The sequence below is a fragment of the Nocardia crassostreae genome (genome assembly GCF_001613405.1).
Classification (GTDB): domain Bacteria; phylum Actinomycetota; class Actinomycetes; order Mycobacteriales; family Mycobacteriaceae; genus Nocardia; species Nocardia crassostreae.
Genome location: NZ_BDCH01000028.1, coordinates 122,774 through 147,491, shown reverse-complemented (window position 1 = coordinate 147,491; position 24,718 = coordinate 122,774). Strand labels below are relative to the sequence as shown.

25 protein-coding genes are annotated in these 24,718 nt (G+C 67.8%); 9 read left to right on the top strand and 16 right to left on the bottom strand.

Features of this window, described 5'->3' with window-relative positions:
• Window positions 1-26: 26 nt before the first annotated feature.
• The gene (gene guaB, locus NC4_RS27535) at window positions 27-1,496 is read right to left on the bottom strand and encodes an IMP dehydrogenase (RefSeq protein WP_067543962.1); all 1,470 of its coding nucleotides are present in this window, start codon (window positions 1,494-1,496) and stop codon (window positions 27-29) included.
• A 408-nt stretch (window positions 1,497-1,904) separates the two neighbouring features.
• On the opposite strand from guaB, the gene NC4_RS27530 reads away from it, so the two are divergent.
• Complete coding sequence (locus NC4_RS27530) at window positions 1,905-2,318, top strand: DUF5319 domain-containing protein (protein WP_029923780.1); 414 nt, start codon at window positions 1,905-1,907, stop codon at window positions 2,316-2,318.
• 101 nt (window positions 2,319-2,419) lie between these two features.
• On the opposite strand, the gene NC4_RS27525 is transcribed toward NC4_RS27530, so the two are convergent.
• The 3 genes from NC4_RS27525 to NC4_RS27515 form a co-directional block, all read right to left on the bottom strand.
• The gene (locus NC4_RS27525) at window positions 2,420-3,565 is read right to left on the bottom strand and encodes an anti-sigma-D factor RsdA (RefSeq protein ID WP_067543961.1); all 1,146 of its coding nucleotides are present in this window, start codon (window positions 3,563-3,565) and stop codon (window positions 2,420-2,422) included.
• The gene (locus NC4_RS27520; RefSeq protein WP_067543959.1) at window positions 3,558-4,139 is read right to left on the bottom strand and encodes a sigma-70 family RNA polymerase sigma factor; all 582 of its coding nucleotides are present in this window, start codon (window positions 4,137-4,139) and stop codon (window positions 3,558-3,560) included. Before NC4_RS27520 ends, NC4_RS27525 begins: the two co-directional genes overlap by 8 nt.
• A gap of 141 nt (window positions 4,140-4,280) precedes the next feature.
• Window positions 4,281-5,189 (bottom strand): hypothetical protein, encoded by a 909-nt coding sequence (locus NC4_RS27515; RefSeq protein WP_067543957.1) that lies wholly within the window; start codon window positions 5,187-5,189, stop codon window positions 4,281-4,283.
• 615 nt (window positions 5,190-5,804) lie between these two features.
• Here NC4_RS27515 and NC4_RS27510 point away from each other — a divergent pair.
• The 3 genes from NC4_RS27510 (at window position 5,805) to NC4_RS27500 (ending at window position 7,400) form a co-directional block, all read left to right on the top strand.
• Window positions 5,805-6,098 carry a WhiB family transcriptional regulator gene (locus NC4_RS27510; protein WP_067544211.1) on the top strand — a complete coding sequence of 98 codons (294 nt, stop codon included), beginning with the start codon at window positions 5,805-5,807 and terminating at the stop codon, window positions 6,096-6,098.
• A 404-nt stretch (window positions 6,099-6,502) separates the two neighbouring features.
• Window positions 6,503-7,087 (top strand): sigma-70 family RNA polymerase sigma factor, encoded by a 585-nt coding sequence (locus NC4_RS27505; protein WP_067544209.1) that lies wholly within the window; start codon window positions 6,503-6,505, stop codon window positions 7,085-7,087.
• A gap of 1 nt (window position 7,088) precedes the next feature.
• Window positions 7,089-7,400: an RskA family anti-sigma factor gene (locus tag NC4_RS27500; RefSeq protein WP_245721958.1), complete on the top strand. Its 312-nt coding sequence runs from the start codon at window positions 7,089-7,091 to the stop codon at window positions 7,398-7,400.
• Between the two features lie 152 nt (window positions 7,401-7,552).
• Here the strand turns inward: NC4_RS27500 and groL are convergent, their stop codons facing one another.
• Together groL and groES are read right to left on the bottom strand one after the other, a co-directional pair.
• Window positions 7,553-9,163, bottom strand: coding sequence for a chaperonin GroEL (gene groL, locus NC4_RS27495; RefSeq protein ID WP_067543955.1), 1,611 nt, complete (start codon window positions 9,161-9,163; stop codon window positions 7,553-7,555).
• Between the two features lie 171 nt (window positions 9,164-9,334).
• Complete coding sequence (gene groES / locus NC4_RS27490; RefSeq protein WP_067543953.1) at window positions 9,335-9,637, bottom strand: co-chaperone GroES; 303 nt, start codon at window positions 9,635-9,637, stop codon at window positions 9,335-9,337.
• Between the two features lie 600 nt (window positions 9,638-10,237).
• Here groES and NC4_RS27485 point away from each other — a divergent pair.
• Together NC4_RS27485 and NC4_RS40590 are read left to right on the top strand one after the other, a co-directional pair.
• The gene (locus NC4_RS27485; RefSeq protein ID WP_067543951.1) at window positions 10,238-11,254 is read left to right on the top strand and encodes an Hsp70 family protein; all 1,017 of its coding nucleotides are present in this window, start codon (window positions 10,238-10,240) and stop codon (window positions 11,252-11,254) included.
• Window positions 11,239-11,664 (top strand): hypothetical protein, encoded by a 426-nt coding sequence (locus tag NC4_RS40590; RefSeq protein WP_067543949.1) that lies wholly within the window; start codon window positions 11,239-11,241, stop codon window positions 11,662-11,664. The genes NC4_RS27485 and NC4_RS40590 overlap by 16 nt, the downstream gene beginning before the upstream one ends.
• A 2-nt stretch (window positions 11,665-11,666) precedes the next feature.
• On the opposite strand, the gene tsaD is transcribed toward NC4_RS40590, so the two are convergent.
• The 6 genes from tsaD to dapA all read right to left on the bottom strand — a co-directional run bounded on the left by tsaD (window position 11,667) and on the right by dapA (window position 16,842).
• Complete coding sequence (tsaD, locus tag NC4_RS27475) at window positions 11,667-12,698, bottom strand: tRNA (adenosine(37)-N6)-threonylcarbamoyltransferase complex transferase subunit TsaD (protein ID WP_067543947.1); 1,032 nt, start codon at window positions 12,696-12,698, stop codon at window positions 11,667-11,669.
• Window positions 12,695-13,234 carry a ribosomal protein S18-alanine N-acetyltransferase gene (rimI, locus tag NC4_RS27470; RefSeq protein WP_067543945.1) on the bottom strand — a complete coding sequence of 180 codons (540 nt, stop codon included), beginning with the start codon at window positions 13,232-13,234 and terminating at the stop codon, window positions 12,695-12,697. Before rimI ends, tsaD begins: the two co-directional genes overlap by 4 nt.
• On the bottom strand, window positions 13,231-13,995 hold the full coding sequence (gene tsaB / locus NC4_RS27465; RefSeq protein WP_067543943.1) for a tRNA (adenosine(37)-N6)-threonylcarbamoyltransferase complex dimerization subunit type 1 TsaB: 765 nt from the start codon (window positions 13,993-13,995) through the stop codon (window positions 13,231-13,233). Before tsaB ends, rimI begins: the two co-directional genes overlap by 4 nt.
• A 215-nt stretch (window positions 13,996-14,210) precedes the next feature.
• Complete coding sequence (gene tsaE / locus NC4_RS27460; RefSeq protein ID WP_067543941.1) at window positions 14,211-14,666, bottom strand: tRNA (adenosine(37)-N6)-threonylcarbamoyltransferase complex ATPase subunit type 1 TsaE; 456 nt, start codon at window positions 14,664-14,666, stop codon at window positions 14,211-14,213.
• Window positions 14,666-15,802 (bottom strand): alanine racemase, encoded by a 1,137-nt coding sequence (gene alr / locus NC4_RS27455; RefSeq protein ID WP_245721957.1) that lies wholly within the window; start codon window positions 15,800-15,802, stop codon window positions 14,666-14,668. Before alr ends, tsaE begins: the two co-directional genes overlap by 1 nt.
• A 152-nt stretch (window positions 15,803-15,954) precedes the next feature.
• Window positions 15,955-16,842: a 4-hydroxy-tetrahydrodipicolinate synthase gene (gene dapA / locus NC4_RS27450; RefSeq protein ID WP_067543939.1), complete on the bottom strand. Its 888-nt coding sequence runs from the start codon at window positions 16,840-16,842 to the stop codon at window positions 15,955-15,957.
• A gap of 70 nt (window positions 16,843-16,912) precedes the next feature.
• On the opposite strand from dapA, the gene NC4_RS27445 reads away from it, so the two are divergent.
• Window positions 16,913-17,788 (top strand): LysR family transcriptional regulator, encoded by an 876-nt coding sequence (locus NC4_RS27445; RefSeq protein ID WP_067543937.1) that lies wholly within the window; start codon window positions 16,913-16,915, stop codon window positions 17,786-17,788.
• Window positions 17,789-17,801: 13 nt separating this feature from the next.
• Here NC4_RS27445 and NC4_RS27440 read toward each other — a convergent pair whose 3' ends face one another.
• Window positions 17,802-19,259, bottom strand: a complete 1,458-nt coding sequence (locus tag NC4_RS27440) for an NAD(P)H-hydrate dehydratase (RefSeq protein ID WP_067543935.1) — start codon at window positions 19,257-19,259, stop codon at window positions 17,802-17,804.
• 137 nt (window positions 19,260-19,396) lie between these two features.
• On the opposite strand from NC4_RS27440, the gene NC4_RS27435 reads away from it, so the two are divergent.
• A complete protein-coding gene (locus NC4_RS27435; RefSeq protein WP_067543932.1) occupies window positions 19,397-19,813 on the top strand; it encodes a cupredoxin domain-containing protein in 417 nt (138 codons plus the stop codon).
• Window positions 19,814-19,827: 14 nt separating this feature from the next.
• Here the strand turns inward: NC4_RS27435 and glmS are convergent, their stop codons facing one another.
• A complete protein-coding gene (gene glmS / locus NC4_RS27430; RefSeq protein ID WP_067543930.1) occupies window positions 19,828-21,696 on the bottom strand; it encodes a glutamine--fructose-6-phosphate transaminase (isomerizing) in 1,869 nt (622 codons plus the stop codon).
• Between the two features lie 101 nt (window positions 21,697-21,797).
• Here glmS and NC4_RS27425 point away from each other — a divergent pair, with 101 nt between their 5' ends.
• A complete protein-coding gene (locus NC4_RS27425; protein WP_067543928.1) occupies window positions 21,798-22,664 on the top strand; it encodes a dienelactone hydrolase family protein in 867 nt (288 codons plus the stop codon).
• A gap of 44 nt (window positions 22,665-22,708) precedes the next feature.
• Here NC4_RS27425 and NC4_RS27420 read toward each other — a convergent pair whose 3' ends face one another.
• Window positions 22,709-23,227: a hypothetical protein gene (locus NC4_RS27420; RefSeq protein WP_157555257.1), complete on the bottom strand. Its 519-nt coding sequence runs from the start codon at window positions 23,225-23,227 to the stop codon at window positions 22,709-22,711.
• Between the two features lie 671 nt (window positions 23,228-23,898).
• Window positions 23,899-24,690 carry a hypothetical protein gene (locus tag NC4_RS40585; protein WP_157555256.1) on the bottom strand — a complete coding sequence of 264 codons (792 nt, stop codon included), beginning with the start codon at window positions 24,688-24,690 and terminating at the stop codon, window positions 23,899-23,901.
• Window positions 24,691-24,718: the final 28 nt, after the last annotated feature.

The window sequence follows — 24,718 nt, the reverse complement described above, 5'->3', positions numbered from 1 at the left end:
CCAGGGGGCGATCCGGCTCGGAGCGGTTACGAACGGGTGGTGTAGTTGGGAGCCTCGACGGTCATGGTGATGTCGTGCGGGTGCGACTCCTTGAGACCCGCCGCCGTGATCTGCACGAACTGCGCCGCCTGCAGATGCGGAATGTTCTGCGACCCGGTGTAACCCATGGCCGCGCGCAAACCGCCCACCAACTGGTGGATCACCTGATCCAGCGGACCACGGAACGGCACCCGGCCCTCGATGCCCTCGGGCACCAGCTTCTTCTCCGAGAGCACATCGTCCTGGAAATAGCGGTCCTTGGAGTAGGACTTGGCCTCGCCGCGACCCTGCATGGCGCCCAGCGAGCCCATACCGCGGTAGGACTTGAACTGCTTGCCGCCCACCAGGATCAGCTCACCCGGGGATTCGGCGGTGCCCGCCAGCAGCGAGCCGAGCATGACGGTGGAGGCGCCCGCCGCGATGGCCTTGGCGATATCGCCGGAGTACTGCACGCCGCCGTCGGCGATGACCGGAACACCTAGCGGCGCGCACGCCGCATTGGCCTCGAGGATGGCGGTGATCTGCGGCGCGCCGACACCGGCGACCACGCGGGTGGTACAGATGGAGCCGGGGCCCACGCCCACCTTCACCGCGTCCACGCCCGCCTCGACCAGTGCGGCCGCACCGGCGCGGGTCGCGACATTGCCGCCGATGATCTGCACTCTGTCGCCGACCTCGGCCTTGACCTTCGAAACCATCTGCAGCACACCGGCCTGATGTCCGTGCGCGGTATCCACGACCAGGACGTCCACGCCCACATCGGCCAGGGTCATGGCGCGCACCCACGCGTCCTCGCCCACTCCGACGGCCGCGCCGACGAGCAGTCGCCCGTCACGGTCCTTGGTGGCGTTCGGGTACTGCTCGGTCTTGACGAAGTCCTTGACCGTGATGAGCCCGCGCAGTTTGCCGTTGCCGTCCACGATGGGCAGCTTCTCCACCTTGTGGCGGCGCAGCAGGCCCAGCGCGGCCTCGGCGGTGACGCCCTCCTGGGCGGTGATCAGCGGCGCCTTGGTCATGACCTCGGCGACCTTGCGGTTCTGATCCACCTCGAAGCGCATATCGCGATTGGTGATGATGCCCACCAGCGTGCCGGTCTCGTCGACCACCGGCAGACCGGAGATGCGGTAGCGCGCGCACATGGCGTCGACCTCGGCCAGCGTGGCCGACGGCAGACAGGTCACCGGATCGGTCACCATGCCCGCCTCGGAACGCTTGACGGTCTCGGCCTGCGCGGCCTGGTCGGCGACCGACAGATTGCGGTGCAGCACACCCATACCGCCCGCACGCGCCATGGCGATGGCCATGCGCGCCTCGGTGACGGTATCCATGGCGGAGCTCACCAGCGGCGTGCGCAGCGAGATCTCGCGAGTCAGACGGCTGGAGGTGTCGACCGAGCTCGGGATCAGATCCGAGGCGGCGGGCAACAGCAACACATCGTCGAAGGTGAGGCCGAGCATGGCGATCTTGTTCGGATCGTCTCCACCCGTATGGGGGCGGCCCGGGTTTCGTTCGCCCGTCACGGGACTGCTCATCGGATCGACCCCTCCTGGAGCTAGGCAGCGTCCCCCGGACCTGCACCGGCGGACACATGGATGAAATGGCAATGCCGGCAATTGCTACCCGGCCTTTGGTCAACCATGGTATCGGTCCCCCAATTCCGGATGGCACCCATGTCCGGCCCACCCGTATCCCCCTGGAACAGTTACTGTGCGCCGCATCACGAGTGGCACGCGACACGGCTTCAGCGACACGAGTGTCCCTGGTCACCGGCCGGACCACAGTCGCACCGAAAACGACACAGCGAAGTAGGGGCAAATACTCATCAGCGCTGGCGCAGAACCCCTCTTTCTGCGTACCGTGGGACTGTGCGTGACCATCTACCACCTGGCTTGCCGCCGGATCCATTCGCCGGAGATCCCTCCGACCCGTCGGCCGCGCTCGATGCCATCGAGCCGGGCGAACCGCTGGATCCTCACGAGCGCCTAGCGGTCGAGGAGGATCTCGCCGACCTCGCGGTGTACGAGGCGTTGCTGGCCCACCGCGGTATCCGCGGTCTGGTGGTCAGCTGCGAGGACTGCCGACAGGATCACTACCACGATTGGGATATGTTGCGCGCCAACCTCCTCCAGCTATTGGTGGACGGCACGGTGCGCCCGCACGAGCCCGCCTACGATCCGACTCCCGAGGCGTATGTCACCTGGGATTACTGTCGTGGGTACGCCGATGCCTCGATGAACGAGGCATTGCACGGCGACGGATTCGACGGGTTCGACGTCTGATCTCATGACAATGGGCCTGCATCCCCGGGGATGCAGGCCCATTTGTTCATCGAAAAAGCCGACCCTGGGCCGGCTGTCGAGTCACGCGTCCGTCTGCCGGATCACCGCGCGCCTCCGGGAATCGGTAGCGTCGGCACCACCGCGCCGCCGTTCGGCACCGTGTTCTGCTGCGTCGGCACCACGGGCAGCGTCGGCTGCTCCAGCGTCTGCTCGGTGATCTGACCGCCACCCGGGGGCACCGTGCCGCCGGGAACGCCCGGCTGCGGCAGTGCCGCCGTGGTGGTCGTGACCTGGCCACCGCCATTGGTCGGAGCCGTGGACGGTTCGACACCCGGTTCGGTGGTCGGCTGGGTATCGGGCGTGCCCGGCCCGGTGGTCGGACCGCCGGTGGTCGGGTTCTCGGTCCCCGGACCCGGCGTCTGCAGAATCCGCGGATCGACCGTGGTGGTGTCGCTGCTGCCGCCACCGGTGTTCGGCTCGGTCGTGGGACCGGTCGTGACATCCGGCTTGGTGGTCACCTGCGGCTGGGTGGTATCCGGCTTGTCCGTGGTGGTCGGCACCAGCGTCGCGGCCACCTCGGGCGCCACCTGCTGCAACTGGGTCACCAGCTGCTGCCAGCGCTCCAGCAGATTGTCCTTCTTACCGGTGTCGTTGACCTGACCAGCGCTCACCGACGCGCTCTCCAGCAGTTGCGCTGCCTGCTCCGGCTTGCCCTGCTGAATCAGCTGCTGCGCCTGGGCCATATCGGCATCGGCACGCTGCACCACCGTGGTCTGAGCCTGTTCGCTGAACACGACCTCCCTGACCCGCCACAGTGGATCACCGGGTTCGGCGCTGTAGGAGAAGGCGGTCAGGCCGCCGAATACGAGGGCCAGGGCCGCCGCAGCACCGGCAATGGGGCGCAGCAGCCGTAGTCGCCCGCTGGCCCGCGCACCGCTGCGCGCCTGCCGCGCTCCGACTTCCTGATTGACCGCTGCGACGATGGTGTCCAGGTCCGGGCCGGCCGGCATCGGCTCGGCCAAGATCTCCGCGCGCCAGTCCGCGAGCAGAGCCGCGAGCTGATATTCCTCGGCGGTGCCCGTCTGCACGGGACCATCGCCGGCTATGGCATCGATCAGCGCGTCATCACGGCGTACCGCCGCAATGTCCACCGGCCCGGTTTCACCGGACGCCTCGGCGTAGGGACCGCTGTTCTGCGATCCAAGCCGCTTCCAGTCGCCCCGACCGCGCTCGCCAACCCTAGCCATACATTTCACCTGCCCTCGCCACTTGAGACTTGAGTTTCGCGAGTGCCCTGTGCTGGGCGACTCGTATAGCACCCGCCGTACTGCCCACGGCGACTGCGGTTTCTTCGGCTGACAAACCCATGACCAAGCGCAGGATGAGGATCTCTCGATGCTTTTCCGGCAATGTCGCCAGCAGACTGTTCATCTGGCGGCTGGTTTCGCTTTCGAGAGCCCGCTGTTCCGGCCCCTGGTCGGTGGATATGACGTCCGGTACTTCGGCCATGGCATCCGCTTTGTTACGGGCGGCATTGCGATGAGCGTCGGCGACTTTGTGGGAAGCGATGCCGTACACGAACGCCATGAACGGTCGGCCCTGGTCCTGGTATCGAGGGAGGGCTGTCATGACGGCCAGACATACCTCCTGCGCGACGTCGTCCGCAGAGAGCTGGCCCCGCTCGGCAGATCCGATTCGCGCACGGCAATACCGCACCACCAGTGGGCGGATGCTCTCCAGTACCTGGGAGAGAGCAGACCGGTCGCCCTGCGCTGCGGCAGCGACGACGGCTGGGTCCAACTCCTCACCCGTGTTGTTCATCGTCAGAGCTGTTCCTGGCGTTACGAGTGGCACGGCGGCGAGAGGGCGCGTGCTTCCGCGGAGGGGCGGAACGGTCCCAACAATAGCGGCTGTCGCATCCGCGCCAGCTGTTACGGGGGGACTCTACGGTGACACGAGAAGCTAATCCGCCGAACGGAATCGCCCGCCACGAGTGCCCAGCAAATCCGCGCAATGGGCGGCCTCGGCGGCGTGTCCCCCGGCCGGGTCCACACCGGAGCGCAGCATGGCACACGCCCAGCGCAGGGGAAGCAGCTCGAAATCCCGACAATCCGAGGCGGTTTTTTCCGCCAGGGCGCGGGCGCGGTCGAAGTCTCCGGCGGCCGCGGAGGCGGCGGCGACAAGTAGCTGAGACTTAACTCGATGCCGAACGGACGGCGTCCGCTCGGCCAAGGCCCATGCCGCCTCGGCATGGGCCACGGCCGGATCGGACAGCAGCGGAATCGTGCCGTCCTGTCCGGGCGGGGTGATCAAACCGGCGCCAGGGGCCGCCAACGCCGTTTCGGCAGACACCCAGTGCAGGCGGATCCGCTGCCGCCAAGCACCCTCGGCGGCGATCGCCGGAGATTCCAGGAGATGGCGGCAACGGCCGAGCAGCCGGGCGGCGAGTGCGGGACGGGCGGTGCCGAGCGCATCGGCGGCCAGTCCGGTCAACGCATCGCAAACCGCTTCGATGCGAGCGGCTTCCGACGCGGGGGCGGCGGGGCGGGGCGCCGCGGTCGCGGCGGTGGGCAGGACGAGGGCGGCGGCGCGGCCGTCGGCGACGGCGGCGCGCGCGTGCCAGCCCAGTTGGCGCAGTAGCGAACCGGCGGTGCTGTGCGCGAGCGAGCGCAGGACGGGATCGGTCGTGCGGCGGTGGACGCGGTGCAGTTCGGCATGGGCGGCGGCGTAGTGCCCGACGCCCCCGAGCGCGACGGCGCGCAGCCAGGATTCGGCGGCGTCCGCGGCTACCGGCAACCCGATGGCAGCGCGGCCCGGAGTGGGGCCGAAGGCGGTATCGGCGAGCGCGGAGTTCACTTCGAGCACAGGCACCGCCGCACTGTAACCAGCCCGGCCCGGACCGGACCGGCGGCATCCGCCATAGCACAGGAGTACAGCTACCTTTCAGCATTCACGGTCGTAATTGTGTTTCCACTCCGTAAATCTGTCCTCGCTACCCCTTAGCACGTGCGTTAGGAATTCGTATGGCGTTTCGCGCTATTAACCTGTGCGCCTCGAGTAGGCCATCTCTACCGTACTCACCGACACTAGCGCAATGCCTGAGATCACTCACATCGCTACTCGTACATAGCTCGGATTGCTCGCATTCGCGACTGAAAATCAGCTACTACCAGCGGGTTTGACAAGTCGGATGGGCTATCAGAGCACTCGCGAGCGACTGGGCAACCGATCAGTATCCCCAGAGATGGGCCGAGTTGTAAATAGAGAGGATGTAAATTCTCAAATACGCTGGAATTTGAATCCGTGGGAACGAAGCTATTGACTCGATTTCGTTGTCCGACCTAACGTACGACATCGCCGTCATCGGCGCCGCTCGAAATTGCGGGGCCGGCGAAGTGTGATCGCCACGCACCGGCGATGCGGCCCACTGTTTGCCACCAGCACCGCTCGACAATGCCGACGAGCTCGCACCATGAGGAGTTCACCATGCCCATGCCGACCCACCTCCCTGGTCCGAACGCCGACGTCTGGGATTGGCAGATGCGCGGGTCCTGCCGCGGTCAGGACTCGTCAGTCTTCTTCCACCCGGACGGCGAACGCGGCCGCGCCCGGTCCCAGCGCGAGATGCGCGCCAAGGAGATCTGCCGCCAGTGCCCGGTGCTGCTGCAGTGCCGTTCGCACGCCCTGAAGGTGAGCGAGCCCTACGGAATCTGGGGCGGCATGTCGGAGACCGAGCGCGAGATGCACGCTCGCCGCAACCGCCGTCGCGTGGTGGCCTGATCCGGCTCGTCTGTGACTGCTGCACACCAACGGTGCGGGCGGGGCGCACGATGACCGTAAGCGCAGACCACAGCGGTTTAAGCGCAAGATTTTTCCCATCCGCGCGGCGCGGCGCGCCGAATGCCTAGCAAACAACCGGCCACTGCTCCGGCGGGGGTCGATTGCGGCATGGCAAGACCTCGCAAGGCCCCGGCGTGTCTCGGCGTGTCCCCAAAAGGGCACAAAACGGCGAGTCCGTACAAATCGGAAATCCACTGCGCGACAATCGCTTTACCGATACCCCCACCGAAAGGAGGTAAGAGCGGCAGGCTACCCTCGTGGCCGATGACACAGAACGGAGCGTTGTGACAACGCGGCCGCCGGCCGCAGAGGGCAACTCGTTCCAGAGTTCGAGGGACGGGCAGGTGGGGACACCTGACTCTGCGGTGACGGCACGCGCAGCCGAAAGTCTCGAACTCGCCGCACTTCTCGAACGCTGCGGGCAGTCGGATCAGCAGGCCTTCGCCGAGCTGTACGACCGCACCAGCGCGCGGGTCTTCGGCCTGGTCCTACGCGTGCTACACGATCCCGGCTACGCGGAGGAGACCACCCAGGAGGTCTACCTCCAGATCTGGCGCACCGCAGCCAATTTCGATCCCGCCAAGGGGTCGGCGGTGACCTGGTTGATGACGCTTGCCCATAGACGCGCGGTCGATCGCGTGCGAGCCGAACAGGCACACGCGCTGCGTGAGGTCGCCTACGGAACCAGCACGCTCGGTAACGAATTCGATGAGGTGACCGAAGAAGTCGGGCGGCGTCTGGAACAGCAGGCGGTGCTGGCGGGCCTGGCGACACTCACGGAGACGCAGCGGGAGGCCATCTCCCTCGCCTATTTCGGTGGACGGACATATGCCGAGGTAGTGGCATATCTGGGCGTAGGGTTACCTACCGTTAAGTCCCGTATACGGGATGGACTGACACGACTCAAGAAAAGTTTGGGAGTGACGTGAGATGAACGAAAGCCAGATCGATCTCGCGCACACTGTCGCGCTCGGATCGATCGGCGACGAGGATCAGCGCGCAGTGGCGGAACTACTGGATACCGACGATCCGGTACTGCGCGCGGACTTCACCCAGGAAGTGCAGCAAACCCGAGATGCGCTCGCCGCCGCGGCGGCCGTGTCGGCCACCGAGCCGCCGCCCGCCTTACGTGAGCGCCTTCTCGCCGCCATTGCCACCGACCCGGCGCCGGCAACCCCGATCCACCGACCGGCCCTGCATCCCGGAAACGGGCGCAGCAGCCATCCGGTCCGCCACGACTGAAGGCCTTTTCGCAGCTCCGCAATTCAGGGCGCCCGCCCAGTTGGTTACGTACCAATTGCAAGGATTGCGAACGACACGCCGCAACACTCCCGACAACGACAAGGCCCCCGAACACGAAATGTGTTCGGGGGCCTTGGTGATTCAGCGATGAATCAGTGCGCGTGGCCGTGGTGACCGGCGGCCTCCGGCTCCTCGGCCGGCTTCTCCACGATGGCGCTCTCGGTGGTGAGCACCATGCGGGCCACGGAGATGGCGTTCTCGACCGCGCTGCGGGTCACCTTGACCGGGTCGATGACGCCCTCGGTGACGAGATCGCCGTAGGTCAGGGTGGCGGCATTGAAGCCCTCCTTGCCCTCGGTGACCTTGGCGACCACGACCGCGCCGTCGTGACCGGCATTGGTGGCGATCCAGTACAGCGGGGCCAGCAGGGCCTGGCGCACGACCTCGACGCCGACCGCCTCGTCGCCGGACAGCGACGCGCGCAGCTCGACCAGCTTGGCCGCGGCCTGCACCAGCGCCGTGCCGCCGCCGGGGACGATGCCCTCGGCGACCGCGGCCTTGGCGGAGCTCACCGCGTCCTCGACGCGGTACTTGCGCTCCTTGAGCTCGGTCTCGGTGGCCGCGCCGACCTTGATGACGGCCACGCCACCGGCCAGCTTGGCCAGACGCTCTTCCAGCTTCTCGCGGTCCCAGTCGGAGTCGGTGTTCTCGATCTCCTTGCGCAGCTGGGCGACCCGGCCGTCCACGGACTCCTGGGTGCCCGCGCCCTCGACGATGGTGGTCTCGTCCTTGGTGACCACCACGCGACGGGCCTTGCCCAGCACCTCCAGACCGGCCTCGCGCAGGGTGATGCCCAGATCCGGGTTCACCACGGTGCCGCCGGTGACGATGGCCAGATCGTCCAGGAACGCCTTGCGGCGATCACCGAAGAAGGGGGCCTTCACGGCAACGGCCTTGAGGGTCTTGCGAATCGCATTGACCACCAGGGTGGACAGCGCCTCGCCCTCGATGTCCTCGGCGATGATCAGAACCGGCTTGCCGGACTGCGCGATCTGCTCCAGCAGCGGCAGCAGGTCGGGCAGCGAGCTGATCTTCTCGCGGTTCAACAGGATCCAGGCATCCTCCAGCACGGCCTGCTGGGTCTCCGGATCGGTGGCGAAGTACGGGGACAGGTAGCCCTTGTCGAACTGCACGCCCTCGGTGATGGCCAGCTCGGTCTGCAGCGAGGAGGACTCCTCGATGGTGACCACGCCGTCCTTGCCGACGGTGGTGAGCGCCTTGCCCACCAGATCGCCGATCTCCTCGTCGCGCGAGGACACGGTGGCGACCTGCGCGATGGACTTCTCCCCGTTGACGGGGGTCGCGGCGGCGATGAGCGCGGCGGAGACGGCCTGGGCGGCCTTGTCCATGCCCTTGCCCAGGGTCATCGGGTTCGCGCCCGCGGCAATGTTCTTCAGGCCGCCCTTGATGAGCGCCTGCGCCAGCACGGTGGCGGTGGTGGTGCCGTCGCCCGCGACGTCGTTGGTCTTGGTGGCGACGCTCTTGACCAGCTGCGCGCCCAGGTTCTCGAACGGGTCCTCGAGATCGATGTCGCGGGCGATGGTCACGCCGTCATTGGTGACGGTCGGGCCGCCGAAGGCCTTGGCCAGCACCACGTGCCGACCGCGCGGGCCCAGGGTGACCTTGACGGCGTCGGCCAGCTTGTCGACGCCGCGTTCCATAGCCCGGCGAGCCTTCTCGTCGAACTCGATCTGCTTTGCCATTGGTTGCCTACTCCTGTGGGTGGGAAGTGATTCGAGGGTTTCACCCCCGAACCCCCGAATGAGTTGAAAGAGAACGCAGTCCGCCCCGGGTCACGAAGAGCGACACCGGGGCGGAGGGCCGGGGGTTCAGGGGTGAAGCCCCTGAGAGGCCCCGGAGAGTTGGGCGTTCGCTTACTTGGTGACGACAGCCAGCAGGTCGCGAGCCGACAGGATCAGGTACTCCGAGCCGTCGTACTTGATCTCGGTGCCGCCGTACTTGCTGTAGATGACGACGTCGCCTTCCTTGACGTCCAGCGGAATCCGCTTCTCGCCCTCATCGTCCCAGCGGCCGGGGCCGACGGCGATGACGGTGCCCTCCTGGGGCTTCTCCTTCGCCGTGTCGGGGATGACCAGGCCGGAGGCGGTCGTCGTCTCGGCCTCGTTGGCCTGGACGAGGATCTTGTCCTCGAGCGGCTTGATGTTCACGCTCGCCACGTTGAGCCCTCCACTTTCAGGGGATCTTCGCGCCCGGGGCTGTTCCCCGGACTCACGGTTTCGGTCATGCTGACCCTGCGCATAGCCCCGTCGTCGCGGGTGCCGGGACCCCTGCTCAGTAGTCATAGCTGGCACCTGAGCACAACAACCAGTGCCAACTAGCACTCTATACAGGGGAGTGCCAGCGCTCAAGGGGAGGGTCTGCTACGGCGGCCGCGGTTTCCGGGCATACGTCCAGGCAGCGCGACTCGCTGAGGGAACGGGCGGGGAATCTGAGGGCTTCCAAAGAAAAAAGAAAATCTATAACGTTCGGATAACGGATTGTGACACCATTGACGACGGCCGCGTGGCAGCTCGACATCAAGCCCGTCACGAACGCCGTCGAAAGTTACAGAGTGCTTCACCCCACTGCGCGGCCTGCCCGCACAGCGCTGAGACGAGAGCAATACCGCAAGTGATCGTTGGCTGGTCCCGACGCCCCATCGGACGGGGGCCCGGCCGGATCCGTAGCTCGGGACCGTTCGTCGACAACACGGCGATCCCGCAGTCCGTTCGAGATGGTCGGTTACAGCAGGACCATCCGCTCGAAGGGAGGTGAACATGCGAACATCCCTCGGCATCTCCGCCGGGAGCGAGGTGGTGTGCTCGGCGACGGTCGCCACCGCGCCCAATGGCGCCCAGAACTTCGACTACCGCGTCGTCACCGCGGATACGGCCCACTCAGATCTCGGCGATCTGGTGGCGTCCTCGATCGAGTTGATGACCACCCAGATCCCCCGCGACATCGTGCACCCCGTCGGCTCCCATCCGGCCGCGTCGACCAATGGCAACGGCGATTCCGACCCCACCCCGCCCGGCGATATCGCGGTCGCCTACCGCGACCGTGAGCAGGCTCAGATCATCCGCTCGGCCATCGGCAGGCAACGCCGCGATGTGCGGCTCATTCCGGAGGCCACGGCGGCCCTGGCCTTCCTGCGCGACACCGGTTTGCTGGACCGCTACGAAACGGTCTCCGTCATCGATCTGGGCGCCACCGGCACCACCGTCACGGTGGCCGATCACGCCGACGACACCGTGCTGCGCTCCGAACGGACCACGGCCATCAGCGGCAATGCCGTCGACGAGCTCATCCTGCAGCACCTGCTGGACTGCCACCTGGCCCGCCGCGGCACCAGACCCAATCGCGGCATGCTGCTCAACCGCAGCCGCGCCGCCAAGGAGCACCTGTCCATCGCACCGGCGGTGACCATCGACCACGTGGCCGGACAACCGCTCAAACTGACCCGGGTGGACTTCGAGGAGCTCATCTCGGACCTGCTGCGCGAGCTTGCGGTATTCGCCCGCGGCGTCTTCGCCCGAGCGCCCAAGTTCCCCGAAGCGGGCGCGGTCATCGGCGGCGGCGCCAACAGCCCCGCGGTCATCGCCAATCTGGAGAACCGCCTCGACGTCCCCTCCCCGAACCCGAGGCCGCCATTGCCAAAGGCGCTGCCCTGGTCGCGGATTCCGCCACCTCCACGGCCGCCTTCCCGGTCATCAGCCTGGGCTCGGACGCCCCCGTCGGCACCTTCACCAAACTGGCGGGCACCCTCGCGGGCGCCATCGTGGTGGTCGGCCTGATCGTCGGCTACGGCGTCAAGGAACTGGTCCCCGAACCCCGCGACACCAACTACTCCCCCACCACCACGGGCAATTCCCAACAGGTCGTCCCCACCACGGTCCCCAGCACCGCCCCCACCACGGGCGCCAGCACCCCGGCGAACCAGAACGGCGGCACCACCCCACCCGCCCCCACCACCACGGCCAACCAGCCACCCCTGCGCCCCGACACGGGCCTACCCCAAATCCCCTTCCCCGCGGACCTACCCCGAATCCTGGGCCCTCTGCTCGGCACCACCCTGCCGTCGACCCCCGACCCGAACACCTTGGAGAAGCAGGACAACCCCGGCACCACCGTCCCGGTTCTCCCGCGCACGAACTCCGGCTCCGGCGGGGCAGGCGTCACCACGTTGGTGCGCCCCACCGATTGAAGTCAGAGCTGACTGGTCGACACGGCCAGCCCGGGCTCGGTCGCCACGGTGAGCGCGGAAGGGCTTGCGCCGCCCGCGATCACGTGCGCGCCCAGGGTGGCGATCATGACGCCGTTGTCGGTGCACAGGCGGGGCTTGGGGACCCGGAGCGTGAGACCGGCCGCGGTGCAGCGTTCCTCGGCCAGGGAGCGGATGCGGGAGTTGGCGGTGGCGCCGCCGCCCAGCACCAGCGTGTCCACGCCCACATCTTCGGCGGCGCGGAGGGCCTTCATGGTGAGGGCATCGGCCACGGCCTCCTGGAAGGATGCGGCGATATCCGGAATGGGGAGTTCGCGGTTGTCGCGCTGGGCCGCCTCGACATAGCGGGCCACGGCGGTCTTCAGACCGGAGAAGGAGAAGTCGTAGCGCGGGTCGCGGGGGCCGGTCATACCGCGAGGGAAGGCGATGGCGTGCGGATCGCCTTCGGCGGCAATGGAATCCAGCACCGGGCCACCCGGATAGCCGAGGCCGAGCAGGCGGGCCACCTTGTCGAAGGCCTCACCGGCGGCATCGTCGACGGTGCTGCCCAATTCGACGATGGGGCGGGCCAGATCGGTGACGTGCAGCAGATGGGTGTGGCCGCCGGAGACCAGCAGCGCCACCGCGGGTGGCATGGGGCCGTGTTCGAGGGTGTCCACCGCGACGTGCCCGCCGAGGTGATTGAGGGCGTAGAAGGGGATATCCCAGGCTGCCGCATAGGCTTTCGCGGCGGCCACGCCGACCAGCAGGGCGCCCGCCAGACCCGGACCGATGGTGACGGCGAGGGCGTCGGGCCGGTCGATGTTCGCGGCGGCCAGGGCCCGGCGCTTGGCGGGGACGATGGCCTCGAGGTGGGCGCGCGAGGCGATCTCGGGGACCACCCCGCCGAAGCGGGCGTGCTGGTCGACGCTGGAGGCCACCTCGTCGGCGAGCAGTTCGCAGCTGCCGTCGGGCAGGCGGCGGACGATGCCGACTCCGGTTTCGTCGCAGGAGCTTTCGATACCCATGACGATCATGACAGGACCTCGGTGTCGTTCGGGTGCTGAGTGGATCCGGCCTCCCGCACGAGCCCCGCGTCCTGCGGGAAACCGGTCAACTCGGGGCGGCGCATGGTGTACGCGTCGGCGCCGCTGGGCTGGTAGTAGTTCTTGCGCAGGCCGATGATGTGGAAGCCGTACTTCTCGTACAGCGCGATGGCGGGCGTGTTGTCGGTGCGCACCTCGAGGAAGACCGGACCGCCGCGGCGGGCGGCCTCGGCCAGCAGCGCCTCCAGCAGCAGGGTGCCGATACCGCCGCGATGCAGCGTGGGATCCACGCCGATGGTGTGGATTTCGGCCTCGGGATGCTCGAGCGTGCCGAGCAGCGCGATACCGGCGTAGCCGACCATGCGGTCCTCGTCGTCGCGGGCGGTGATGTAGCGGTTGTGCGGACCGACCAGCTCGGACAGGAACGAAACCTCGTGCCAGGGATCGTCTTCCGGGAACAGCAGCTGTTCCAGTTCGGCGCAGCGGACGACATCCGACGGCCGCATCGCTTCGATGCGGATGGTCATCGGCCCACCTGCGCGTAGCTGCGCTCCACCGCATCCGGACGGCGCAGATAGAGCGGGACCAGCGGTTCGGGGGTGACGCCCGCGAGTACGTCGGCGGCGGCGCAGCGCACCAGACCGGACGGGGACGGGGTCTCCACCGGCAGCACCGGCAGATCGAAGTCGTCGACATGCGACGCGGAACCGGCGATGACGGTCGCGGCGGCCGGATCCAGATCGGCGGGCTTGCCCACCTCGGGGCCTTCGATGCGGCCCATGGCGTGAGCCTCAGGCCCGGAGGCGGCAGCTTGCGTAACCACGGAGGGCCCAGCGAGCGCCACATTGGGCACAGCGCGGTAGCGGGCCCAGTAGACCTCGCGGCGGCGGGCATCGGTGACCACCAGCAATTCGACCGGATCGGCCTGGTCGCGCAGGTAGCTCTCGGTGTCGGCGGCAATGGCGTCGAGGCTGCACACGCCGTAAACCGGCACGCCCAGAGCGTCGCCGAAGGCGGCCGCGGTGGCCATGCCGACGCGCAGACCGGTGAACGGGCCGGGGCCGACACCGGCCACCACCGCGGCGATATCGGCGCGGGACCGGCCGGATTCGGCGAGGCAGGCCAGGATCTGCGGGGTCAGCACCTCGTTGTGCGCGCGAGCATCCACGGTCACCTTCGCGGCGATCGTGGTGATTCGAGGTGCGGTTGTCTCGGCGTCCGCCGGTTCCAGTTCCACCAGTCCCGCCGTCACGGCCGGGGTCGAGGTGTCGACAGCCAGTACAAGCATGATTGGCTCAACAATACCGGGTGGTAGCGGCTCTCCCGCAGGTCGGGCTCCCCCGCCTCCCCGCCACTTCAGCGCCCAACTGACAGCCGTTGACCGTCGGCAACGCGTGCCAGCGGTGGGGAGCCAACCCGATTTCGGACGTACCCGGTGAGTTACCCGGACCGAACGAGATCAGTTGTCACCATTACGAGCAGACACGGCCTGCGATCCATCTGCTAGCTCGGTGCCACCCACTCCCATTCGGCGGTGCGCACATCGGAGTCGGGTTCGCGGCGCAGCACGACCCGCAGGTGCCGGTCGGCCAGGTGCTCGGCCACGCCGAGACCCCATTCCACGACCACGACGGCGTCGTCGAGATCGGTGTCCAGGTCCAGGGCGTCCAGTTCGTCGAGGTCGCCGCCGAGGCGGTAGGCGTCCACGTGGACCAGGCCGACGGCGCCCGGTTCGGTTCCGGCGCGATGCTGGCGGGCAATGATGAAAGTCGGTGAGCTGACCCGGCCTTGGACGCCGAGACCGGCGGCGATGCCGCGGGTGAGGGCGGTCTTGCCCGCGCCCAAGGGGCCGTCGAGGATGACGAGATCACCGGCCTGCAATTGGGCGGCGAGTTCCTGTCCGAGCTTCTCGGTGTCCTCGACGGTCGGCAGCATGCGGTGGCCGCGGCTGTCGGTCATCATGCGGCACCGCCGATGTGGGTGCGCACCGTCCGGCCGTGCGGGGAGCACACCACCTCGTAGTGGATGGTGCCCAGCAGATCTGCCCACTCCTGCGGATGCGGATCGCCCTCGTTGCCGCCGAACAGGACTGCGTGATCACCCTCACGAATATCGTCCGGATTCTCGCCGAGATCCACCACGAGCTGATCCATGCACACCCGGCCGACATTGGGATACCGCTTGCCGCGCAGGCCGATATCGATCCGGCCGCTCAGCGGGCGCAGCACGCCGTCGGCGTATCCGGCCGGGACCAGCGCGACGGTGGTGTCACGCTCCGCGACCCATTCGTGGCCGTAGGACACGCCCTCCCCGGCGGCGACCCGCTTCACCAGCACCACGCGGGCGCGGAAGGTCATGGCCGGGCGCAGGCCGAAATCGGAGATCTCCGGGACCGGCGACAGCCCGTAGACGGCGATACCCGGGCGCACCATGTCGAAGGCCAGATCCGGGCGGGTCAGGGCGGCCGCCGAATTGGCCAGGTGCACCAACTCCGGTTCCAGGCCGTATTCCTTGGCAGTGGCGACGTATTCGAGGAATCGGGCGCGCTGCATGTCATTGGCCGGATGCTGCGGCTCGTCGGCGAGCGCGAGATGGGAGAAGATCGCCCGGAAGCGTACGGTCCCCGCCTCGACGAGCTGCTTCAACAGGTCCAGCACCTGCGGATATTCGGTCGGCGAGGCGCCATTGCGATTCAGGCCGGTATCCACCTTGAGCGTCACGATGGCCGTGCGACCGGTCGCGCGCGCCGCGGCGGCGACAGCTTCCAGATGCGCCACCGAGGACACCGCGATCTCGATATCGTGCGCGACGGCATTCGCGTAGTCGACATCGGATGTGTTGAGCCAGCACAGAATCGGCGCGGTAATGCCCGCCTGACGCAAGGCCACCGCCTCCGCGACCGTGGTCACCCCGATCTCGCGCGCCCCCGCCGCCAATGCCGCCTTGGCGACCTCGGCTGCCCCGTGGTTGTACCCATCGGCCTTCACCACCACCATGACCGCCGCCTCACCGGCATGCCGGATGAGAATGCGGACGTTGTGGGCAATGGCATCCAGATCTACGAGGGTCTCCACCTGCGGTTCGGGGCTGTTCACACCATCGATCCTACGGTCCCGCCTCCCCGCGACTTTGGCGCCCGGCTAAGAGCCGCTCACCATTGGCAACGCGTGCCGCCGGTCGAGAGCCAACCCAATTTCGGTCGTACCCGACGAGTTACCCGGCCCGCACGAGATATGTGGGTCACCTTTCACACCACCGCGTAGGTGCTCTCGAGGGCGGTGAGCGCCGCGGCCACCGAACTCTCGTGCGCCGGAAGCAGGGGCAGCCGGACATCGGCGGTGGGGATGCGGCCCTGTGCGGCGAGGACCCCTTTCAAGACGGTCGGGTTGGGCTCGGCGAACAGCGCCGTAGCGAGCGGAGCCAGCCGGTTGCCGATGGTCCTGGCGCGATCGAGCGGGCCGGACTGCCAGGCGGCGATGAGTTCGGCGTATCCGGCCGGTGCGACATTCGCGCAGGCCAGAATCCCGCCCTGGGCTCCGAGTGCGAGCAGGGGCGCGGCGTGCAGATCGTCGCCCGCCAGGACCGCGGTGTCGCTCGGAACCCGGCTCATGAACTCGATGGTGGAGTCGTCGATACCACCCGCCGCATATTTGAGTCCGGCGACATTCGGCAATTCGGCCAAGCGGCACAGTGTTTCGGCGCTGAGCGGACGGCCGGTGCGGTAGGGAACGTGATAGACCAGCAATGGCACCGGACTGACGGCCGCCAGCCGCCGAAAGTGTTCGAGGACAACGTCTTCGGAGGGGCGGTTGTAGTAGGGGACGACGGTCAGCGCCGCCGCGACCCGGTCGTCGAAGGCGGCGAGCGAGCGCACCGAATCGGCGGTCACATTCGAACCGGCGGCAACAATCAAGGGCGCCTGCCGTTCCCGGCACACCGCGCCGCAGATATCGAGGACCAAGCGGCGTTCCGCGCCCGTGAGGGTCACAGGTTCCGCCGTGGTGCCGAGCGCGACAATCCCGCGCGCACCGGCCTCGAGAACTTCGTGGGCAAGGGTCTCCAAGGCCGCCGCGGCCACCGCGCCCGTGGCGGTGAACGGGGTGACGAGGGGCACGAACAAACCTGTGAACGTCATGCGTTCAGCGTGAATGCCAAATCCCATCAGGTCTATTTCACGTTTCTTGCTCCGAGCATAAGCTGAACTAATGCTCGACCTCCGGCGCCTGCGCCTGCTCCGCGAACTCGCTCACCACCAGACGATCGCGGCCTTCGCCGAAGCCATGTCGTACACCCCCTCGGCGGTCTCCCAGCAACTCACCGCCCTGGAACGCGAAGCCGGTGTGCCGCTGCTGGAACGCACCGGACGCAGCGTCACGCTCACCCCCGCCGCCGCACGCCTGGTCGAGCACGCCGAATCCATGCTCGCCATCATGGAGCAAGCGGGCGCGGAACTGGCAATGGCCCGAAACGAACTCACCGGCGCCCTGCGAATCGGCGCATTCACCACCGCGATTCGCACCATCCTGTCCCCGGCACTGGTCACCCTGAGCCGCGAACACCCACACCTGGAACTCCTCGTCACCGAACTGGATCCGGTGGATGTCCCCGCCGCCCTACGCGCGGAGAGCCTGGATATCGCCCTGGTCCAGGAAGACGACTACGTCCCCATGAACCCCACTCCCGGACTCGACACAGAACCCCTCCTCACCGAAACCGTGCACCTGGCCGCACCAACCCCCGGCCCCCTCGCAACCCACATCGATTCCCCCTGGATCGCCGCCACCCCCGGAACCCTCTGCCACGCCATGACGGTCCGCGCCTGCCTGGCCGCGGGCTTCACCCCCCGAATCCGCCACCAAGCCGACGACTTCGGCACCGTCCTGGCACTGTTCGCCGCAGGCCAAGGCGTAGCCCTCGTCCCCGAACTGGGCGCACAGTCCGTACCGCCGGGCGTCACCCTCACCCCCCTCCCCACACACCGCCGCACCCACCTCGCCTACCGCCGCGGCACCGCCGACCACCCCATCATCGCCGCGGCCCGCGCCGCCCTGCACGAAGCCGCCCACGCCGAGAACCGTTGAAGCGGAACCGCTCTCACGCGGGTGCCGAGACAGGTAGCTCACGAAGCACACCGATCGCGGCCCGAATGTGAGCCGACAACGGCGAAGCCGAGATCGGGGCACCGGCCGCCGTATCGGTATGGGCAGCAATATTGGCAGCCAACGCGTGCACGCGAGCAGCAGCCGCAGCCGACCAGGCCGCGTCGCGCCCCGCAGCCAGAAGTGCGGCAATCACCCCCGACAACACATCACCCGACCCCGCCGTAGCGGCCCAGGACGCGCCCGCATCGTTCACCAGAGTCGGCCGCCCCGGCGAGGCGACCAGCGTGGCTCGCCCTTTCAACAGCACTGTCACCTGCCAGGAGTCGGCCAGCTTGCGAACGGCGGCCACCCGGTCCGGCCCGGCTTCATCACCCGTGAGCCGAGCGAACTCACCAGCATGCGGAGTGAGAACCGTAGGCGCAGTACGGCCGGTGAGCAGCGCGGGATCGGCGGCGAGCACAGTAAGCCCGTCCGCGTCGACAACCACGGGCAGATCAGTGGCGAGGATCTCCACAAGCCGTTCGCGGGCGGCGGCATCGGTCCCCGCGCCCGGGCCGAACACCCAGGCCTGAACTCGCCCCGTCTCCGAGATCGACGGTGCCGCAATAACTTCGGGTAACTGCGCAAGGACCTGTTCCGCCCCGCTACCCGCATACCGGACCATCCCGGACGTAGCGGCAACCGCACCGCCGGTGCACAGAATCGCCGCGCCCGGATAGGTGGAGCTCCCCGCACAAACCCCGGTGACGCCCTGACTGTACTTGTCGTCGGCCGCCCCCGGGACAGGCCAGGCCGCACCGATCGAACCCGGTTCCAGCGCAGCGAGATTCGGCTCCGGCAGCCGCAATCCGATAGGCACCAGGTCGATTAGCCCGCAATACGGCACCGCCAGCGCGTGCACCGGCTTGTACGCCCCGAAGGCAACAGTGACATCAGCCCGAACCGCCGGACCGGTGACCGCTCCGGTATCAGGATCCACCCCGCTGGGCAGATCAGCGGCAATAATCGGAACAGTAACCGCCGCAAACAGTTCCGCGACCCGAGGACGCAGCGCACCCCGCCCCGAGATCCCGACAATCCCATCGATGACAAGATCCGGATCGCCGAGATCGTCACGCACCCGTCCGCCGGTCCGCCGCAGCGCGGCGAGCCCTTCGACGTGAGCGCGCTCCGGCGCCAGCAGCACAGCATTCACCGCGACACCGCGACGCCGCAAGAACGACCCGGCCCACAGCGCGTCACCCCCGTTGTCGCCGGACCCGACCAGCAAGGTGACCACACGACCCGCCACTCCCCCGGTCCGTTCCCGCAGCTCCCGCGCCACCACCTCGGCCAGCCCGAAAGCGGCCCGGCGCATGGGCATCCCCGCCGGGACCCGGGTGAACAACTCGGCCTCCGCCGCCCGAACCTCATCAGCCGTGTAATACCCGCGTACCGCCGATGTGGTCATCGTTCGCCTCCCACGACGAGGAATTCGCGGGCCGACGCCCGCCTGCCTGCGACGACGCCAGACTACGCCCAGCCGACGCACCGGATGGAGCGGCCACCTGCGAATAACCGGTTAACCATGCGGGTTAGGCTGGCCGCATGCCTATCCGCCACTACTCGTCCGCGCGTGCCCTGTTCCTCGTGACCGTGGTGGCCGGTGCGCTGGCCCTCGGTGGATGCGGGTCCGATTCGTCGAAATCCGCGGCGACCTCGACCGCGGCGAGTACGTCGGCGACCACCACATCGGGCCCGCGGACGCCCACCGCGGTGACGGTGGATGTCACGGATATGAAGTTCTCGCCCGCCAGCATCACGGTCAAGGCCGGGGATACGGTGACCTGGAAGTTCGAGGACAAGGCGCCGCACGCGGTGCAGGGGATCGGGGATGTGGCCATGGGGATCAACAGCCCGATCATTCACAAGGGTGAGTGGAGTTATACGTTCACGGTGCCGGGAACCTATCGCTATCTGTGCCCACTGCATCCGGATATGAAGGGCACCGTGACGGTCGAGTAGGCCGCCCTCGAAACCTATTCGACGGTCACGGATTTCGCGAGATTGCGCGGCTTGTCGACATCGTACCCCCGGGCCTGCGCGACCTCGGCGGCGAAGATCTGCAAGGGGACGGTCGACAACAGCGGCTGGAACAGCGTCGGCGCCGCGGGGATTTCGATGAGATGGTCGGCGAAGGGCCGCACGGTGTCATCGCCTTCCTCGGCAATGACAATGGTGCGAGCACCGCGCGCCTGAATCTCCCGAATATTGCTGAGCAGCTTGGAATGCAGGACCGCGCGCCCCTTCGGCGAGGGCATCACCACGATGACCGGCAGCCCGTCCTCGATCAACGCGATGGGACCGTGCTTGAGCTCGCCCGCCGCGAAGCCCTCGGCGTGCATGTACGCCAATTCCTTGAGCTTCAAGGCGCCTTCGAGCGCCACCGGATACCCGACATGGCGGCCGAGGAACAGCACGGTCGGAACGTGCGCGAGCTGCCGGGCCAGTTCCCGCACCTGCGGCGCGGATTCCAGCACGCGCGCGACGAGCTTGGGCATGCCCTCCAGTTCGGCGAATTCGCGGGCGACCTCATCCGGATACTTGGTGCCACGGGCCTGGGCCAAGGCCAGGCCGACCAGGTAGTTGGCGGTGATCTGCGCCAGGAACGCCTTGGTGGAGGCGACGCCGATCTCCGGACCGGTGCGGGTATAGACGACGGCGTCGGACTCGCGGGGGATCTGCGCGCCATTGGTATTGCAGATGGCCAGGACTCGCGCCTTCTGCTCCTTGGCGTGGCGCACGGCCTCCAGGGTGTCGGCCGTCTCGCCGGACTGCGAGATGGCCACGACGAGGGTGGAACGGTCCAGAACCGGGTCGCGGTAACGGAATTCGCTGGCCAGTTCGACCTCGACGGGCAGGCGGGTCCAATGCTCGATGGCGTACTTGGCGAGCAGGCCCGCGTGATACGAGCTGCCGCAGGCGACCACGAAGACCTTGTCGAATTCGCGCAGTTCCTGATCGGCCAGGCGCTGCTCGTCGAGAATGATCTTGCCGTCGGCGAAATGGCCGATCAGCGTGTCCGCCACACCGGCGGGCTGCTCCTCGATCTCCTTGAGCATGAAGTAGTCGTGGCCGCCCTTCTCGGCGGCGGCGAGATCCCAGTCGATGGTGAACGGGCGGGTGCGGACGCCGTCGGTCGCGCCGTGGAAATCGGTGACGGCATAACTGTCGGCGGTAATGACGACGGCCTGGTCCTGGCCGAGTTCCACGGCCTCGCGGGTGTGCTCGATGAAGGCGGTGACATCGGAGGCGATGAACATCTCGCCCTTGCCGACGCCGACCACCAGCGGGGTATTGCGGCGGGCGGCGATAATGGTGCCGGGATGGTCGGCGTGGGTGAAGACCAGGGTGAAGGCGCCCTCCAGGCGGCGCAGCACCGACAGGGCGGAGGCGAAGAAATCACCGGCGGTCTCGCCCTTGGCGTAGGCGCGGGCCACCAAGTGCACGGCCACCTCGGTATCGGTATCGCTGCCGAGTTCGACACCGGCCTCCTCGAGTTCGCGGCGCAGCGGCGCGAAATTCTCGATGATGCCGTTGTGCACCACCGCGACCCGGCCGGTGGAGTCACGGTGCGGGTGGGCATTGGGGTCGGTGGGGGCGCCGTGGGTGGCCCAGCGGGTGTGGCCCATACCGGTGGAACCCGCGAAACGCTCCGTGCCCGATTCGCCTAGTTCGGCTTCCAGATTCGCCAGGCGGCCCGCCTTGCGCTCGACGGCGAGTCCGCCCGCGCCGTCCAGAATGGCGACTCCGGCGGAGTCGTAGCCTCGATACTCCATGCGGCGCAACGCGTCCACTACTACGCCGAGGGCATCCCGGTACCCCACGTACCCCACGATTCCGCACATTGGTCACCAGCCTAACGGGGCAGGCTCGACACGCGAATCCGGATGTGACGGGGACCGGGCGAAACGCCCCAAGGTCGCGGGCATCCTATAAGTTCAACGTCGTGTCGCCGTCTGTGAAAACGCTCCTGAGCACCCTGACCGCGCGTGGCCCGCACCAGGTGCTGCGCGGCAACCTCGGCATCGCCGGGCAGCCCGGCGTCGTCTACACCCCCGAGAAGGGGCTCAACCTACCGGCGGTCGCCTTCGGCCACGGCTGGCTGGCCGGTGCGGCGAACTACCGGCGACTCCTGGAGCACCTCGCCTCCTGGGGCTATGTGGCCGCCGCCCCCGACACCGAGCGCGGTCCCATCCCCTCCCACCTCAACCTCGCCACCGACCTGCTCACCGCCCTGGACATCTGCACCGGGGTGCGCCTGGGCGTCGGCGACATCAGCGTCCACCCCGACAAACTGGCCCTGGCCGGCCACGGCATGGGCGCCGGTGCGGCCGTCATCGCCGCCTCTCAACGCGAGGTAGCCGCCGTAGCCGCCCTCTACCCCGCCCCCACCGCCCCCGCTGGCGAATCCTTGGCCCCCGCCATCGAATCCCCCGCCCTCATCCTGGCCGGCGCCACCGACCTGACCTCGGTCTCCTCCAACGCCGTCGCCCTCGCAGCCGCCTGGGGCGGCGACGCCCTTCTCCGCTCGGTCGACAAAGCCACCAATAATGGCCTGGTAGAAGGCCGTCGCGCCCTGTCCGCCCTCGGCGCCGGCAAACACGAACCCAAAACCGAACGCCTCACCCGAGCCATCCTCACCGGCTATCTCAACTACACCGTCCTCGGCGACAAAAAATACAAAGCCTTCGCCGACCCCGAAGCCCTCATCCCCCACACCCAATTCGTCGACCCCGACGCAGTGGAGGAAGAGCCGGAGGAAAAGCCCCAGAAACTCCCCCTCCTGCAACTGGTCCAGGCCCTCCGCAAGTAGCCGAGTCCGCCTGCGGCGGATACCGCGCGCCGGCGCAACGGAATTCAGTCCACCGGGGCGGGGTGGAACGAACCCGTCTGCGGATTCCAGCCCTTTAGCAGTACGGCACCGCCCTGCTCGGAGCTCCAGCATTGCACCCTGATGTGCTGCCGAGCGGCGGGATCCTCCGGGTATTCGTCGCTCCATTCGGGGGTCTCGTCATCGGGTGATCGCGTCAAGGACACCCGCAACCGCAGCCACCCGCGCGGAACCGCCACCAGATCCCCGTCCTCCAGGCCGTAGGTCGGGGACGTGAGCCGCAACAGACCGGAATCCGCGCGAAGACTGCACTCGGTCACGGTGTCGAAACCCTCCAGGTCACCGTCCGGCGGTCCGCCGATCACCTCGATACCGACGGCGACATCACCATTGAACCCGGTCCGGATCCCAACCCCGTCCTCCGCCAACGCCAAATAATCGATCAGTTCGGAATCCAGCCAATGGTCCGCCAATTCGGTCGACGATTCGCTGTCGAGAAGGTAAATCTGCTCATAATCCGAGAACACAATCAGCTCAACTGTCACAGATCACCTTCATACCCGCCCACTCCAGGACGCAAACGCCGATCTGAAACAGCATCGACCGGGAACTGATGGCGGCATTCTTCGGCGTGTCACCGCCACCAGTTCCCGGTCGGCGATGCTTCACATGTCACTTGCGCCGCCGGGGATCTCGACACCCGAGCCTCTGTCCCTGAGGTCCAGCGGCGGGAATCCAGCTGGCTCGATGATCGAGCGAGCGTTACCTGGTCCGGACGTGGGGCGCCGCGTGTGCCGCTGAATGTCCCTGGGTGTGATGGCGTGCCGGGTGGAGGGAGGACGTCGCTGTCATCGCTCTGCTGTGTCGGGGATTTCGATTCCGCCATCCGGGATTTCGGTGGTGGGGGCGTTGTCGGTGAGTGGTGGTACTGGATTCACGGGTGCACCGGGGACGTCAGCGGGCGGGTGCGGGTTCTGTTGGGGTGGGGGTGGGACGGCGTTTCCGGGCGGTGGGGTGTTCGGATCCGGTGTGGGATTGGCGCATTCGTTCGGAGTCGGGGCGCAGTCGATTGGCTGCGGGATGGGCTGGGGCGCGCAGGTTATGGGTGGTGTCTCGTCGTTCGGCGGAGCGGGTGGAGCTGGCTGATCCGGACCGGACGGTTCGCAGGACGGCGGTGGTGCGGGTTGGTTCGGGGCGGGGTCTTCGCAGTACTCCGTCACGCTCGGCTCGGCAGGCTCGGACCCTTGGACGGGCGCCTGGTCTTCGGGGACGGGAGGGTCGGGAAGCGGGTCGGATGGTGGTGTCTCCGAACCGGATTCGTGGTCGTTGGATGGGGGTGCGCCGGTTTCGGGGTCGACGGTCGGGTCGGGGTCGGCGGCGGGGTCAGGGGTGGTGGTCGGGTTCTGGGGGTGAGGAGGTCGGTGAGGGTGGGGAGTTTGTCGAGGCCGAGGCCGGTGATCAGGGAGCGGATGAGGTCAACCAGGCCGGTCAGGCCCGCTGTGAGGACGCCTGGCAACTCCTCCACTGCGGTCGATGATTGCGACGGGTCCGGCTCCGATTGCGACTCCGGCCCCACACCTCGCTCCGATTCCGGAACCGGGGAGCTCGAATCTTGCTGTGGCGCCGCCTGTTCTGATCGCGAAGTGGGCGAGCTTGGTTGGGTGGGGCCGAGGGTGGTCGCCGGGGCGGTCGAGTTCACGGGGGCGGCAGCGGATTCTGAGGTGGTCGGGGGTTGCTGGGGCCAGGTGGTGGTCGTGACCAGCGGCGGTGAGGTGGGGATCGAGGCGGGGGCGGTTGGTGGCGGGTCGGCCGTGTAGCCGGACTGTGGTTCCGGTGTGGGCGCGGGGGAGGTCGGCGGGGGTGGGGTGGGGATGAGCAGGTCCACGGGGTGGGGGTAGGGGACGTCGAAGACCTGGTTCAGGGCGGTGATGAGGGATTCGTAGTGGGATTCGAAGGACTTGTTCGTTGTTGTGCAGGCCGCTGTGAAGGTGTCGAGCTTGTGTTCCACGTCGGGGCGGAAGACGTCGGTCAGCCAG

What these genes read in the sequence shown, in the direction of transcription:
- NC4_RS27440 (WP_067543935.1), bottom strand. Translation starts at nt 19,259, where the DNA reads ATGACCACATCGGCGGTACGCGGGTATTACACGGCTGATGAGGTTCGG.
- NC4_RS27435 (WP_067543932.1), top strand. Translation starts at nt 19,397, where the DNA reads ATGCCTATCCGCCACTACTCGTCCGCGCGTGCCCTGTTCCTCGTGACC.
- tsaE (WP_067543941.1), bottom strand. Translation starts at nt 14,666, where the DNA reads ATGACCGACAGCCGCGGCCACCGCATGCTGCCGACCGTCGAGGACACC.
- dapA (WP_067543939.1), bottom strand. Translation starts at nt 16,842, where the DNA reads ATGACGTTCACAGGTTTGTTCGTGCCCCTCGTCACCCCGTTCACCGCC.
- NC4_RS27525 (WP_067543961.1), bottom strand. Translation starts at nt 3,565, where the DNA reads ATGGCTAGGGTTGGCGAGCGCGGTCGGGGCGACTGGAAGCGGCTTGGA.
- NC4_RS27510 (WP_067544211.1), top strand. Translation starts at nt 5,805, where the DNA reads ATGCCCATGCCGACCCACCTCCCTGGTCCGAACGCCGACGTCTGGGAT.
- NC4_RS27500 (WP_245721958.1), top strand. Translation starts at nt 7,089, where the DNA reads ATGAACGAAAGCCAGATCGATCTCGCGCACACTGTCGCGCTCGGATCG.
- NC4_RS27445 (WP_067543937.1), top strand. Translation starts at nt 16,913, where the DNA reads ATGCTCGACCTCCGGCGCCTGCGCCTGCTCCGCGAACTCGCTCACCAC.
- glmS (WP_067543930.1), bottom strand. Translation starts at nt 21,696, where the DNA reads ATGTGCGGAATCGTGGGGTACGTGGGGTACCGGGATGCCCTCGGCGTA.
- rimI (WP_067543945.1), bottom strand. Translation starts at nt 13,234, where the DNA reads ATGACCATCCGCATCGAAGCGATGCGGCCGTCGGATGTCGTCCGCTGC.
- tsaD (WP_067543947.1), bottom strand. Translation starts at nt 12,698, where the DNA reads ATGATCGTCATGGGTATCGAAAGCTCCTGCGACGAAACCGGAGTCGGC.
- guaB (WP_067543962.1), bottom strand. Translation starts at nt 1,496, where the DNA reads ATGCTCGGCCTCACCTTCGACGATGTGTTGCTGTTGCCCGCCGCCTCG.
- groL (WP_067543955.1), bottom strand. Translation starts at nt 9,163, where the DNA reads ATGGCAAAGCAGATCGAGTTCGACGAGAAGGCTCGCCGGGCTATGGAA.
- tsaB (WP_067543943.1), bottom strand. Translation starts at nt 13,995, where the DNA reads ATGCTTGTACTGGCTGTCGACACCTCGACCCCGGCCGTGACGGCGGGA.
- NC4_RS27520 (WP_067543959.1), bottom strand. Translation starts at nt 4,139, where the DNA reads ATGAACAACACGGGTGAGGAGTTGGACCCAGCCGTCGTCGCTGCCGCA.
- NC4_RS27485 (WP_067543951.1), top strand. Translation starts at nt 10,238, where the DNA reads ATGCGAACATCCCTCGGCATCTCCGCCGGGAGCGAGGTGGTGTGCTCG.